This is a genomic window from Plantactinospora endophytica (genome assembly GCF_016862915.1).
GTDB classification, from domain to species: Bacteria; Actinomycetota; Actinomycetes; order Mycobacteriales; family Micromonosporaceae; genus Plantactinospora; species Plantactinospora endophytica.
Window position 1 is genome coordinate 1 of sequence record NZ_BONW01000021.1, and the last position, 13,874, is coordinate 13,874.

Sequence of the window (13,874 nt, forward strand, 5' to 3'; positions counted from 1 at the left end):
GCTGACATATCGCTCCTAACAGGAGGGTTGGGGTGGCCGGCCGCGTTCAGGCCGGGTGGGTTCCGTCGGACGGGTCGGCGCGGTGGCGGATCGCCGTGGCGGTGTCGGCCAGGGTGGACTCGACGTGCCCGAGGTGCCGTCGCATCGCCACCTCGGCGGCGTCCGGGTCCCGGGCGGCGATCGCCTCGACGATCGCGGCGTGTTCGTCGAGCGACTGTGCCGCTCGGCCGGGTACCAGGATGGTGCGGTACTGGAACCGGACGAGTTGGCCGCGCAGTCCGGCGATCAGCTTGGCGGCGGTGTCGTGCCGGGCCGCCGCGATGATCGCGGCATGCAGGTTGGCGTTGCCCTCCGAGTAGCCGAGCAGGTCGTCGGAGTCCAACCGCTGGGCCATCCGGTCGAGCACCGCGCGGATCTCGGTGACCTCCCGGGCGGTCGCGTTCGACGCCGCCTGCCGGGCGGTTAGCGCCTCCAGCACGGCCCGCACCTGGAGGATCTCGACCGCCTCCTCCTCGCTGACCAACCGGACGTGCGCGCCCCGGTTCGGAGTGAGCACCACCAGGCCGTCCTGACCGAGCCGGACCAGTGCGGTACGCACGACTCCCCGGCTGACCTGTAGCCGGCTTGCCAACTCGACCTCGATCAGCCGCTCGTTGGGCATCAGGTCACCCCGGTGGATCGCCTGGCGGAGTTCCTCGTACGCCTCGTCGGCGGAGCTGGCCGCCCGGCGGCGGGGTGTTGTTGTCGCCTGCTGTCCGGCGGCCGGTGGCGGTTGCTCGTCGCCGGCTGCCGGCGTCCCCCGGTCGATCTTGCCAGCCCGCAACATTGTCTCCTAGATTATCAACAATCTTGTGGACAGGATTGTGCTCAGGAAGCCAGTTGTCAACAACGCGTTGAACAGCCGAAAGTCCTTGCAACAGCACCGAAGCGGTCGGTTTTGGTCGCAACACTTGACCAGTCCTCGTCGGTGACAAGCCGGACACGAGTCATCTACGATTCTCGACCGGGCGAGGGCCCCGGGCCGATCGAGCTTCGACCGGGCGAGGGCCCCTCAGCGGGTCTGCTGACGTCCGCTCTCGACAAGCTAAAGCTGGAGGCAAACATGTTCAGACGCTCTCGCGTGTTCGCGGCAGCGTTGCTGGCAACGGCACTCGCCGCGAGCGGGTGCAGCGGTGGCGACGCCGGGGAGGCGTCGTCCAGCAAGGAGACCGACAAGGTCGCCTACATCACAGCCTTCGGCGCCGTGGGCCGGGACTCCTTCGTCTGGGTGGCGAAGGAGAAGGGCTACTTCGCCGAGGCCGGCATCGAGGTCGACATCAAGAAGGGTGCCGGCAACGCCCCGAACCTCACCGCGCTCAAGTCGGGGCAGGTCCAGTTCGCCTCGCTCGACTTCACCGGTGCGGTGATCCAGGCCGGCAAGGGCGAGTTCACCGACTGGCGGGCCATCGCCGCCGTGCACCAGCAGACGCTGGTCGCGGTGATGACCACCAAGGACACCAACATCACCAGCCCGCAGGGCCTGGCCGGCAAGACCATGGCCACCGGCAAGGGCTCGGTCACCGAACTGCTCTTCCCGGCGTACGCCCAGCTCGCCGGGCTGGACCCGAAGAGCGTCAAGATCGAGGGTGTGCAGACCACCGCGCTCAACGGTCTGATGACGAGCCGGCAGGTGGACGCCCTCGGCACCTTCCTGCTCAGCCGGGGCGCACTCGCGGCGGCCTCCAAGAAGGAGGTCGTGGTACTGCCGTACAGCGACTACCTGCGGGACCTGTTCGGCAACGCCATCATCACCACCCCGGCGCTGATCCAGAAGGACAAGGACCTGGTCACCCGGTTCACCGACGCCCTGCTCAAGGGCCTCCAGTACACGATCGACCACCCGGACGAGGCGGCGGCGATCCTGAACAAGGCGGAGCCGACCTACCCGGTGGCCTCCGGGGTCGGCGAGATCACCGCGATGAAGCCGTACGTCCCGCCGGCGGGTGACGCGCGGATCGGATACATGGACGAGCAGCGGGTGGCCCGGACCATCGCCATCCTCCAGGGCTCCGGCCTGATGCCCGCCGGACTCACCCCGGCCGATGTGGTCGACTTCAGCTTCATGAAGAAGAGCTGACGACACCGGTCTCGGCAACCAGCACGAACTCGACCGCCGTCCGGACGTCCCGTCGGCGGTCGGGAGCGCTCGACCGGGAAGACGGGACGGTGGTCGGACCGGCCGCCGTCCCTTCCCCGCCCCACCGCCGGGCGCCCACCGCCCGGCCCGGTACCTCCGGACGCGACGTTCCGCGCCGCCCGGCCTCCCGCTCGCCGCCCGAAAGGACCCACGGGATTCACCATGACTGACAAGACGACCGACGCCGGGCCGCGACGTCTGTGGTTCAACGCCGGGCTGCCCACCCTGGGCGTCGCGCTGGCGCTCGGCATCTGGTGGCTGATCATCATCGCCTTCGGCATCGACTCGTTCTGGCTTCCCGCGCCCCCGGACGTGCTGGAGGCGTTCCAGCGGCTGCCCGGACACCTGATCGAGCAGGCCGGGGTGACCCTGATGACGACGACCGTCGGCTTCGCCATCGGCGCCGTCGGCGGAGCCGCCGTCGCGGTCCTGTTCGCCGCGTCCCGGACGATCGAGCGGATGACCATGCCGCTGATCGCGGCGGTCAACGCCGTACCGAAGGCCGCGCTCGCCCCGCTGCTCATCGTCTGGATCGGGCTGAACACCCAGGCCAAGATCGTCATGGTCGTACTGCTCTGCTTCTTCCCGGTCCTGGTCTCCACCATGGCCGGCCTGACCTCGGTCCCCAACGACCTGCGCGAGGTGGCCCACTCGCTCTCCGCCTCCTGGTGGCAGACCTTCCTGAAGATCCGGATGGCCTGGGCGCTGCCGCAGATCTTCGTCGGTCTGAAGGTGGCCTCCTCGCTGGCCATCATCGGCGCGGTCATCGCGGAACTCACCAACCCCGAGCGCGGGCTCGGCTCGGTCGTCGTCAGTTCCAGCCAGTCCGCCGACACGCCGCTCGCCTTCGCCGCGCTGACCCTGCTCGCGCTGATGGGCGCCGGGCTGTTCTACCTGGTCACGGCGCTGGAACGACTCCTCGTACCGTGGGCCCGGGCGATCTCGTCGTGACCGGGACAGACTCCCGCAAGGAGAACCCAATGATCAAGATCGCCGGACTCTCCCGGACGTTCCGGGGAAAATCCGGGACCGTCGAGGCGCTGCGCGACATCAACCTCGACGTCGCCGACGGCGAGTTCCTGGCGGTGATCGGCCGGTCCGGCTGCGGCAAGTCCACCCTGTTGCGGATCATCGCCGGGCTGATCCCGCCGAGCCAGGGCGAGGTGCTGGTCGCCGGTGACCGGGTCGCCCGACCGCGCCGCGACGTGGCGATGGTGTTCCAGCGCCCCGCGCTGCTGCCCTGGCGCAGCGTACGGGAGAACGTGATGCTGCCGGTCGAGATCTTCCGCTGGCAGCGGGCCAAGCACCGCGACCACGTACAGCGACTGCTGGAGATGACCGGTCTGGAGAGCTTCGCCGACCGGCTGCCGCACGAACTCTCCGGCGGTATGCAACAGCGGGTCTCGCTCTGCCGGGCCCTCATCCAGCGGCCCAAGGTGCTGCTGATGGACGAGCCGTTCTCCGCGCTGGACGCGCTGACCCGCGAGGAACTCGCCGTCGAGCTCCAACGCATCCACATGGAACTCGGCACCACTGTCGTCTTCGTGACCCACTCGATCCAGGAGGCGGTGCTGCTCGCCGACCGGGTGGCCGTACTCAGTGCCCGCCCCGGCCGACTGCGCGAGCTGGTCGACATCGCCATCCCCCGGCCCCGGACGTTCGGGCACAACGCGCACATGGAGGAGGTCGCCGCCGCCTCCGCCGAGCTGCACCAACTCCTGCTCGGCGACCACCTGCCGCAGGTCGCCACCGCCGGCTGACGGTCGCCCAGGTCCGCAACACCGAACGTACGTGGCCCGGCCCGCCCTCACAGGGTGTCGGACCGGGCCACGGGTACGTCTGCGGTCAGCCCCTGAGACCGGCCACGAAGGCCCGCCAGGCGACCGGGCCGAAGCGCAGGACCCCGCCGTCGCGGTCCTTGCTGTCCCGGACCAGTACCCGGCCGGGCAGGTTGTCCGCTACCTCGACACAGGTGCCCTGATTGGAATTGCTGCGACTGCTGGTACGCCACCCGGCGCCCGTCATGCCCATCGGTCCGCCACCTCCCGAAGCTTCTCCACCGACTGCTGCGGAGTCAGCGCTTCGCTCAGTATCGCCTCCCATTGCCGCCGGAGCAGTTCCACATCCACCCGACGAACCGTGACCTGCCCGCGCAACGGGTTGTCGAGGTAGGCGATTTCCTCGTCGTCCGGCATGGTGGCGATGGTGAACTGCCCGTCCAGCCCCGCATAGGCCCCGACGCCGACCGGCACCACGTGTAGTCGGAGCCGGGGATGCTCGGCCGCGACCCGGGCCAGTTCAAGGCACTGCTCGCGCATCACCTTCGCCCCGCCGACGGGCCGCCGGAGCGCCTCCTCGTCCAGCACTGCCACCACCTGGGGCGGGTCCTCGACATCCAGGATGTTGCGACGTTCCAGCCGGGCGGTCACCCGCTTCTTGACCTCTGCCGACCGCAGCCGGGGATTGCTGGAGAAGACCGCGCGGGCGTACTCCTCGGTCTGGAGCAGGCCCGGGACGTAGGCGTGCTCGTACCAGCGGAGCAGCACCGCGTCGCGTTCCATCGCCGTCCGCTCCCGGACCCAGGGCGGCTCGTCGTCGAGTTCGGCCAACTCCTTCCACATCCGTTCGAGGATCCCGCCGGTGTGAAATGTCTTGTCTACCGCGCGCAGGTAGTCGAGCTTCGCCGGTCGGGTGCCGACCTCCACCGCACTGACGTGCGATCCGGAAAAGTTGATCAGCTTGCCCATCTCGTCCTGGTTCAGCCCAGCGGTGTGCCGTATCCGGCGCAGTTCCCGCAGCAGGAATTCGTTGAACGGGTTGCCCATCGATCCTCCCAGTACGCACACCACGTCGCCGATGCCTGAGCGTAGTTAGTTAATCAACGGAACGTGGTACCGGCAACGGGTACGGCGCCGCCGATCGCGGCCGGCGGGGTGAAGACGATCGCCCGACCGTTGGCAAGTACCAACTGGTTGACCGCGTACTGCACCGCGTCGGTGCCGGTGGGGTTCTCGATGCCGATCGTCGCCGAGTTGCCCAACTCCCGTCCGGCGTTCAGCGCGGTGTAGTTGAACACGATCTGGCCCCACTCGGAGAGCACCACCTGGAAGCTGATCCGCGCCGTCGGTGCGCCGGAGAGCCCGACGTCCTTCCACTCCACCACGAACTGCCGGTCCGGTGCGGTGCCGAGTACGGCGGTCCGGATCCGGGACTCCGGCTGCATCACCAGGTCGTCCCAGAACGGGTAGAGCGCGGCGTTCGGTGCGGCCGGGTACGGCAGCGCCCGGTTCGCCGGCCACGAGCCGCGCGGGTCGACGAAGGAGAGTACGCCGTTCACGTCCACCCAGGCCCGGGAGTGGTTCTGCCCGTAGTACGGGAACGGGAACGGCAACGTCACCGAGGCGTGGTCGTTGTCCCCGGTCAGCGGCAGCACCGTCGGCCCCGCCGTCAGGTACGCCCGGCCGGTGTGCGTCGTGCACGCGTAGCCGAAGCCGTCCGCGCAGCTACCCGGGGCGCCGTCATAGCTGGCCGTGTAGGTCCGGTTGGTGGCCGGCGCGGTGATCACGTGGGTCGCGGCACCCCCGTCCGACCAGTTCTGGAAGGTGTACGTCCCCGGCCCGAGCCGCTGCGGCCCCGGCGCGCTGACCGTGTTGGTCGAGCCGACGATCACCTGCACCACGTTCGGCGTGGTCAGGGTGCGGCCGTTCAGGTTGACCCGCAGTCCGGCGGGCTTGGTCGCCAGGTTGAGCTGCATGGTCTTCGGGTCGAGCCGGAGCGTCGTGCTGCCGGTCAGTCCGCCGCTGTCCGTGGCGGTCAACGTCAGCTCCAGATAGGACGGATACTCGTGGTCCGGGGCGACGAACGTCCCGGAGGCCGCCCCGACCAGCTCGCGTACCGGATGGCTGTGGCAGTTGTCCGGCGTGCTGCAGTGCATGTTGACCAGGTTCCAGGACAGCGCCGAGGCCGGCAGGTCACCCTGCTGCGGATCGGTGGCCCGCCCGCTGAAGGTGACCGTCTGCCCGGTCGACCAGCGCAGCGCCGCCGTCGGCGTGTCGATCACGGGTACCGGAGCGGCGGTGCCGACCCTGATCTGCACCGTCGCGTTGTGGGTGAGCCCGCCGAAGTCGACCACCTGCAACCGGGCGGTGTAGGTGCCGACCGCCGGGTACCGGTAGCTGGCGGTCAGCCCGGTCGCGTCGATCGTCCCGTCGTTGGTGAAGTCCCAGCGGTATTCGAGGATGTCGCCCGGGTCGGGGTCGCTGGAGTTGACGGCGTCGAAGGAGACGGTCAGCGGTGCCCGCCCGCTGGTCGGGGTCGCGTCGATGACCGCCCTCGGGTACTGGTTGCCGGAACTGTAGTGGAACCGCCGGACCGTGCCGCCGAGCAGGTCGACGTAGTACAGGTCGTTCTCCGGTCCGATCCGCAGGTCGACCACGCCGGGGGCGACCGCGAACGGCACGATCCGGGCCGGGTCCGGCAGCCCGTTGGTGCCGGTACGCATCGCCCAGATGCAGCCCCGGGAGTAGTCGGCGAAGAAGAGCGCCCCGGCGTACGTCGCCGGATAACTCCCGCCGCCGCCCGGATAGAACGCCACCCCGGCCGGGGACGAGCCGCCGGTCGGGCAGCCGTCGCCGGTCGCCACCTGCTGACTGTGCTGGTAGGTGTAGTACGGCGGGGTGACCGTGCCGGCCGGCTGCGGATAGAGCGTCTCGCAGAGCGACAGGTTCGCCGCGTTGTAGCCGCCCTGCGGCGCGTTCCCCTCGTAGCAGGGCCAGCCGTAGTTGCGGACCGGCCCGACCGCCGGGTCGACGATCCGGTCGATCTCCTCCCAGGTACGCCAGCCGACGTCACCGATCCAGACCTCGCTGCTGCCCGGCCGGAACGTCCACCGGTACGGGTTGCGCAGCCCGTACGCGAGGATCCGCCGGTTGTTCGGGTCGCTGCTCGCCGCCAGCGGGTTGTCCGGCAGCGCCGCCCCGGTGGTCGGGGAGATCCGGATCAGCGTGCCGGAGAGCCCGGTCGGATCGGCCGGGGTACGGATGTCCTGGGACCGCAGCCCTCCGCCCTCGGCGCTCGGCGGCGTCATCGACCCACCGGCCGGGACGGGCGGGTCGGCGCAGGGGTTCGACGGGTTGCCGGCCTGCCCGTAGTCGGTGAAGGTCGCCGACGCCCCGTCGCCGCCGGTGACGTAGAGCGCGCCGTCCGGCCCGAACGCGAGGTCCCCGATCGAGTGGCTCTCGATCTGGTGGCACCAGTCGTGCAGCAGCACCTGCTCGCTGCCGCTCATCACGTCGCCGCTGGCCCGCAGTCGGGAGACCCGGGCGCTGGCCTTGCAGTTCCCGATCACCGGACAGGTGTCGTTGTACGTCGGCGCGCCGCCGCCGACCACCCCGTCGTAGGTGTAGCTGACGTAGACGTACGGGTCGGTGGGGAAGTTCGGCGGCAGGGCCAGGCCGATCAGTCCGAGGTCCTCGTAGTCGTACACCTTGGGCCGCAGGTCGGCGAAGACGGTGGCGGTGTTGTCGGCCAGGCTGTCGAAGACCTTGACGATGCCGCTCTTCTCCGCGACGAAGACCCGGCCGTCCGTCGCGAAGACCAGCTTGGTGGGCCGGGTCAACCCGGTGAACACCACCTGCTGGGTGAAGCCGGGCGGGATCGCCGCCGCGGGTTCGGGTTCGAGCGGGGGCAGCCCGACCACGACCGGTACGCCCAGCACGAGTGCCAGGGTCAGGGCCCAGATGCGTCGCACCGCTCGCGACATGGCGGTCCTCCCTCTGCGGCACCGCCGAACCGTTCGGCGGCTGCCGCATTTCAGGATCACCGTCCGTAGCGGAGCGAACTGTCACGAGGTTGACCAGCGCGGTTAACTGACCGGGCCCTACTAAACGACCGATCATCTTCCCTGGTCAACCGTTCGCACACCGGTTATCGGGGTTGTCGGTCAATAATCGGCGGTCGGCGTGAGCCGTCCCGGGCGGCTACGAAGGGTTGCGAAGTGCTCGGGCGGAGGATGATCGCAATGCCGTTCGCGAGCGCCGGCTGGTTCACCGAGTACGCCAGCCCGACGTTGCCGGCCGCGTTCTCGATGCCGACCGTCGCCGAGTCGCCCCGTTCCCGCCCGCTGGTGTTCAGGTCCGCGTAGTTGAAGACGATCTCGCCGTTCTCCGCGAGCACCGCCGCGAAGCTGATCCGTGCCGAGGTGGAGCCGTACAGCCCGATGTTGCGCCACTCCACCACGAACCGGCGGTCCGGCGCGGTACCGGTCGTCGCGGTACGGACGCTGGAGTCCGCCCGTACGTAGAGGTCGTCCCAGAACGGGTAGATCGCCGCGTTCGGCTGGCCGGCCGCCGGCAGCACCGTGTTGACCGGCTGCGGGCCGCCCGGGTCGACGAAGGAGACGAAACCGTTTCCGGAGACCCAGGCGGTGCCGTACTGCTGGCCGAAGAACGGCACCGGGAACGGCAGCGGCACCGGGGTCACGGCGTCGTCGCCGGTCAGCGGCAACACGGTGGTGTCCGCCGACACCCAGGGCCGGCCGGTCTCGGTGGCGCAGGTGTACCCGGGCACGGTCCGGCAGCCGGCCGAGCCGGCGTACGTCGCGGTGTAGCTGGTCGCGGTGGCCGGGGCGGTGAGCACGTGGGTCGCCGCGCCGCCGTCGGACCAGCCGGTCAACGAGTACGACAGTCCGCCCACCACCTGCGGGCTCGGCGCGCTGACCGTGTTCGTCGAGCCGACGATCACCGTACGGGTGAACGGGGCCGTCCCGGTGGTCGCGCCGACGGTCAGCAGCAGTCCGGGCGGGGTGCTGGCAAAGGTCAGGTCGACGGTACGCGGGTCGAGTCGGCGTACCACGGTGTTCGACAGGCCCTGGGCGTCGGTGGCGGTCAACTCCAGTTCCAGGTACGACGGATATTCGTGGTCCGGTGCCACGAAGGAGCCCGAGGCGACTCCGGTCCACTCCTGGAGCTGGTGGGTGTGGCAGTTGCCAACCGACTCGCAGTGCTCCATCCGCAGCTTCCAGTGCAGCGCGGCGGCCGGCAGGTCGCCCTGCTGCGGGTCGGTGCCCCGGCCGGCGAAGGTCAGCGTTTCGCCGACCTGCCAGGTGGTGCCGAGGGCCGGGCCGTCCAGCAGGGCGGTCGGGACGCCGTTGCCGGGCTGGATCGGAACGGTGCTGCTGGCGGAGACGCCCAGGGTGTCGGTGACGGTCAGCGTCGCGGTGTAGCTGCCGCCGGTCGGATAGCGGAAGGTGGCGGTGGGGGTGGTGGCGTCGACCGTACCGTCGCTGGTGAAGTCCCACCGGTAGCCGAGCCGGCCGGCGTCGGCCGGGTCCGGGTCGGTGGAGGCGGTGCCGTCGAAGGTGACGTCGAGCGGGGCCGGTCCGCTGGTCGGAGTCGCGCTGATCACCGCGGTCGGCGGCTGGTTGCCGGGGAAGTACCGGATCCGGCGTACGGTGCCGCCGCCCAGGTCGGCGTAGTACAGCTCGGCACCGGGGCCGATCGCCAGGTCGACCGGGCCGGCGGCGGCCTGCCCGAACGCCTGGAGGTTGGCCGGGTCCGGCAACCCGCCGGGGGTGCTGGCCCGCATCGCCCAGATGCAGCCGCGCGAGTAGTCGGCGAAGAAGAGCGCCCCCGCGTACGCCGCCGGATAGCTGCCGCCGCTGCCGGGATAGAACGCGAGCCCGGAGACGGCGTCCCCGCCCGAGCCGCAGTTCTCCCCCGGCACCACGGCCGCGCTGTGGTGGTAGGTGTAGTAGGGCGCGGTCTGTCCGGCTCCGGAGTACAGCGTCTCGCAGAGGTTCAGGTTGGCGTTGTCGTAGCTGCCCATCCGCGCCGCGCCCTCGTAGCAGGGCCAGCCGAAGTTGGTCACCCCGGCGGTCGGGTCGGTCACCCGGTTGAGCTCCTCCCAGGTGTTCCAGCCGACGTCGCCGAACCACACCTCGTTGGTACCCGGCCGGATGGTGAACCGGAACGGGTTGCGGGCGCCGTACCCGACGATGCGCCGGGTGTTCGGGTCGGCGGCGCCGATCGACGGGTTGCCGGGCGCGGCGGCCCCGGTCGTCGGGTCGAGCCGCAGCACCGCGCCGTCCAGCCCGGTCGGGTCGGCGCCGGTCCGGACGTCCTGGGAGCGCAGCGCCCCACCCTCGGCCGAGGGCGGCGTCATGCGCCCGCCGGGCGGGTCGGCGCACGGGTTGACCGGGTTGCCCAACTGGCCGTAGTCGGTGGCGCTGAAGCTGGCCCCGTCGCCGGCCGTGGCGTAGAGCATGCCGTCCGCGCCGAACCGCAGGTCACCGACCGAGTGGCTGGGGTACTGCTGGCACCAGTCGGAGATCAGCACCTGCTCGGCGCCGGTCATCACGTCGCCGCCGGCCCGCAGCCGGGAGAGCCGGCCGGTGACCAGGCAGCGCCCGTTGTTGGCATCGCCGCAGGTGTCGTTCCAGACCGGGGCGGTCTGGCCGGGTGGCGCGTCGTAGCTGTAGAGCACGTAGACCCAGGGGTTGGCCGGGAAGTCGGCCGGCAGCGCCAGGCCGAGCAGGCCGCGGTCCCACTGGTTGTGCACGTTGGTCGACAGGTCGGCGAAGACCGTCGGGGTCGGATCGGCCAGGTCGGCGTAGACCTTGATCCGGCCGCCCTTCTCGGCGACGAAGACCCGGCCGTCCGGGGCGAACTCGATGTTCGTCGGCTGGCTCAGCCCGCTGAACACCACCTGCTCCTGGAACCCGGTCGGCAGCGTCACCGCCGACGCCGCAGTTCCCTGGATCGGTGCCAGGACACCGGCCAGCAACGCCAGTACCAGACCCGACCCCACGCCCCGCCGCAGCCGCATGGCGCTCTCCTCCCCACAGGGCGAGCGGGCGCCACGAAGCCCGACGCGAACGCCGGCTCACCTTTGTCGGCACAGAGTAGTTTTCGGCGCAACACTTGAGACGGAGTCGCGTCTAATCGCGAATCCGGACGAAGATCGATGAATCCCCGCGTCCCCGACCGTTCGTCCCCGATGCCGCCGAATTGGTGTTGATCAGGGCGCGGACCTGCCATTCCACCCCCGGTACGCGGATGAGCGAGTGAAGGAACAATCGTCCGATCGGTCGTGACCTTGTAAGTAACTCGACACATCCGCCAAAGCCCGGTCCTTGCCCGGAGAGGGCTCGTAGAGCAATGTCTTGTAAGTGCCGGGCGGGTAGCGGGATAGCCCGGTGCGCGAGCAACGTTCATTCGGGTCGCGGCGTAATTACCTACGCCGCGACCTTCCATCGAAAACGTCGTCCGAGCTGCGCGGATGAGGAGTTAGAGATGGCCGATCCACGCCCCCACGTCGTCATCGTGGTGGTAAATCTGCCGGCCGAGCGGGACCGCCGGGTGATCCGGGAATGCCAGGCCCTGGAGGCCGCCGGCTACCGGGCATCGGTGATCTGCCCTCGGGGACCGAAACGCCTGGCGGTGCTCCCCGGCACCGCCGCCACCAGGATCTACTCGTTCCCCCAGCCGTTGGCCGGCAAGGGAGTGCTCTCCTTCGCCGCCGAGTTCGCCTGGGCGCTGATCGCCGTCGCCGGCCGGCTGCTCGGCCTGATGCTCCGGACCCGGGTGGACGCCGTGCAGGCGTGCAACCCGCCGGATGTCTTCTGGGTGGTCGGGCTGCTGATGCGGGCCCTGGGCCGGCCCTTCGTCTTCGACCACCACGACCTGAGCCCGGAACTCTACGAGTGCAAGGCCGGCGAGCCCCGACCGGCCGTACTCCGGCTGCTCCGGCTCTTCGAACGGCTCTCCTGGAAGACCGCCACCGCCGTGGTCGCCACCAACGAGTCGTTCCGCGAGCTGGCGCTGCGCCGGGGCGGCTGCCCGCCGGAGAAGGTGGTGGTGGTCCGCAACGGTCCGGCACTGGCCGAGGTCCAGCGCGGCGAGGGTACGGAGCCGGCGGATCCCCGGCAGAAGGTGGTCTACGTCGGGGTGATCAACCCGCAGGACAACGTGGAGGCGACGGTACTCGCCGCCGAGCGGCTGGCCGGGCTGCGCGGCACCGACGACTGGGAGATGGTCGTCGCCGGGGACGGCGAGAGCATGCCGGAGCTGCGCCGGCTGGCCACCGAGCGGGGGGTGGACGACGTCGTACGGTTCACCGGCTGGTTGGAGGCCGACGAGGTCGACGCGCTGCTCTGCTCGGCGTCGATCGCCATCCAGCCGGACCGGCCGAGCCCGATGTCCGAGATGTACACCATGGCGAAGACGGTGGAGTACGTCGCCCGGGGCGTACCGGTGGTCGCGGTGGACCTACTGGAGACCCGGCGTACCGCCGACTCGGCGGCGAGCTATGTCGAGACCGGCAGCCCGGACGAGTTCGCCAAGGCGATTGACCAGCTACTCAGTGACGGGCCGGCCCGGGCGGCGATGAGTGCGACCGGAAGACAGCGGTTCGTCGATGAACTCGCCTGGGACCACCAGGTCAAGTCGTACATCCGACTGTGGGATCGATTGCTCCGCCCGTCGCCGGCCGGCTACAACGAAGTTTCACACGGTAACGGGGCCGATGCTGCGCGTCTACCTATCTGACCATCTGCACCGCATCTCCGCACCTTTCGAAAGGGCCGCCCGATGGACCTTCTCGACCTGCTGAAGCTCATGTTTCGGCGGTGGTACGTCTCGGCTCCGGTCGTCGTCGTGACGCTCGGCGCGGCTCTCGCGTTCGGACTGGCGATCCAGCCCGAGTACAAGACCGAGGTGGCCATTCTGCTCGTGCCGCCGACCACCAGCGCGGCGGCACCGGCGCCGAACGCGACGCCCCGGCCGGGCAACCCGTGGCTGCGGATCGGCGAGAACGCGATGGCCCAGGCCGTGCAGATCTCGACCTCCGCGCACGACGCCCGGAAGCGGATCGCGGCGGCCGGCGGCGACCCCGACTACGAGGTCGGCCTGGTCACCCGCAGCTCGATCCTGACCGTCGCGGTGACGGCGGCGACCGAGGAGAGCGCCCGCAAGACCGTCGAGGCGATCACCCAACTGATCCACGACGAGGTCGCCGGGCAGCAGGCGCAGTACCGGCCGAACCCGGGCGAGCAGATCACCACCGAGGTACTCGATCCCGGGCTGAACATCGTGCAGTCCCGGTCGAACGTGCTCCGGGCCCAGGTCGTGATCGCCGCCATCGGCGCGCTGCTCGCCGCCGTCGCCGCCGTCGTCTGGGACGCGGTGGCCCGGCGTCGGGCGAGTGCCCGGCTCGGCCAGCGCCGCGACGGACCGAACCCGATGGCCTGGAACGCCGGCCAGGCGCCGGTCGGGCCGCCGCCGCGACCGGCACCGGCGGGCGCACCTGCCCCGGTCGCGCGCTCCGCGCCGGTCTCCGGCGGCCCAGGCCGCGAGGCCACCCAGCCGCTGTCCCGGGTCGCCGCCGGGGTGCACCCGCCGGACGACCGGCGGCCCAGGTACCCCGCCGACGACCGGTACGCCGGTGCCGACGACCACTACCGCCGACCCGGTACCGACGACCAGCACGCCGGACCGGCCGTCGAGGACCGCTACCCCGACGACCGGTACGCCGGGTCGGTCGGGAACGAGCGGACGGGTGGGCACCTGCCGCACGACCGGGCGGCCGGCCAGGGCGGCAACGGGCGGGCCGCCGCGCAGCCGGGCGAGGAGACGATCCTGCTGACCAGTACCGCCCGGAACGTCCTCGACGATCCGGGCCGATGAGCCCCGGGAAGCCCAGC

Annotated in this window: 10 protein-coding genes; 5 read left to right on the forward strand and 5 right to left on the reverse strand. The window is 70.5% G+C overall.

The features are described 5' to 3' along the window. Window positions 1-46: 46 nt before the first annotated feature. Window positions 47-826: a GntR family transcriptional regulator gene (locus Pen02_RS21005; protein WP_203867810.1), complete on the reverse strand. Its 780-nt coding sequence runs from the start codon at window positions 824-826 to the stop codon at window positions 47-49. Between the two features lie 276 nt (window positions 827-1,102). On the opposite strand from Pen02_RS21005, the gene Pen02_RS21010 reads away from it, so the two are divergent. From Pen02_RS21010 to Pen02_RS21020, 3 genes are all read left to right on the forward strand, one after another. Next, entirely contained in the window at window positions 1,103-2,116 is a 1,014-nt protein-coding gene (locus tag Pen02_RS21010; RefSeq protein ID WP_203867811.1) for an ABC transporter substrate-binding protein, read from the forward strand. 222 nt (window positions 2,117-2,338) lie between these two features. After that, a complete protein-coding gene (locus Pen02_RS21015) occupies window positions 2,339-3,127 on the forward strand; it encodes an ABC transporter permease (protein ID WP_203867812.1) in 789 nt (262 codons plus the stop codon). Between the two features lie 29 nt (window positions 3,128-3,156). Further along, complete coding sequence (locus Pen02_RS21020) at window positions 3,157-3,936, forward strand: ABC transporter ATP-binding protein (RefSeq protein WP_203867813.1); 780 nt, start codon at window positions 3,157-3,159, stop codon at window positions 3,934-3,936. A gap of 85 nt (window positions 3,937-4,021) precedes the next feature. Here Pen02_RS21020 and Pen02_RS21025 read toward each other — a convergent pair whose 3' ends face one another. The 4 genes from Pen02_RS21025 to Pen02_RS21040 all read right to left on the reverse strand — a co-directional run bounded on the left by Pen02_RS21025 (window position 4,022) and on the right by Pen02_RS21040 (window position 10,999). Continuing rightward, window positions 4,022-4,207, reverse strand: a complete 186-nt coding sequence (locus Pen02_RS21025; RefSeq protein WP_203867814.1) for a DUF397 domain-containing protein — start codon at window positions 4,205-4,207, stop codon at window positions 4,022-4,024. After that, complete coding sequence (locus tag Pen02_RS21030) at window positions 4,198-5,001, reverse strand: helix-turn-helix domain-containing protein (RefSeq protein ID WP_239141046.1); 804 nt, start codon at window positions 4,999-5,001, stop codon at window positions 4,198-4,200. The genes Pen02_RS21025 and Pen02_RS21030 overlap by 10 nt, the downstream gene beginning before the upstream one ends. A 53-nt stretch (window positions 5,002-5,054) precedes the next feature. Beyond that, window positions 5,055-7,937 carry a PQQ-dependent sugar dehydrogenase gene (locus Pen02_RS21035; RefSeq protein WP_203867815.1) on the reverse strand — a complete coding sequence of 961 codons (2,883 nt, stop codon included), beginning with the start codon at window positions 7,935-7,937 and terminating at the stop codon, window positions 5,055-5,057. 164 nt (window positions 7,938-8,101) lie between these two features. After that, a complete protein-coding gene (locus Pen02_RS21040) occupies window positions 8,102-10,999 on the reverse strand; it encodes an NIDO-like domain-containing protein (RefSeq protein WP_203867816.1) in 2,898 nt (965 codons plus the stop codon). A 467-nt stretch (window positions 11,000-11,466) separates the two neighbouring features. Between Pen02_RS21040 and Pen02_RS21045 the strand changes: the two genes are divergently transcribed. Continuing rightward, the gene (locus Pen02_RS21045; protein ID WP_203867817.1) at window positions 11,467-12,720 is read left to right on the forward strand and encodes a glycosyltransferase family 4 protein; all 1,254 of its coding nucleotides are present in this window, start codon (window positions 11,467-11,469) and stop codon (window positions 12,718-12,720) included. A gap of 42 nt (window positions 12,721-12,762) precedes the next feature. Continuing rightward, window positions 12,763-13,857, forward strand: a complete 1,095-nt coding sequence (locus tag Pen02_RS21050) for a hypothetical protein (protein WP_203867818.1) — start codon at window positions 12,763-12,765, stop codon at window positions 13,855-13,857. Window positions 13,858-13,874 lie beyond the last annotated feature (17 nt).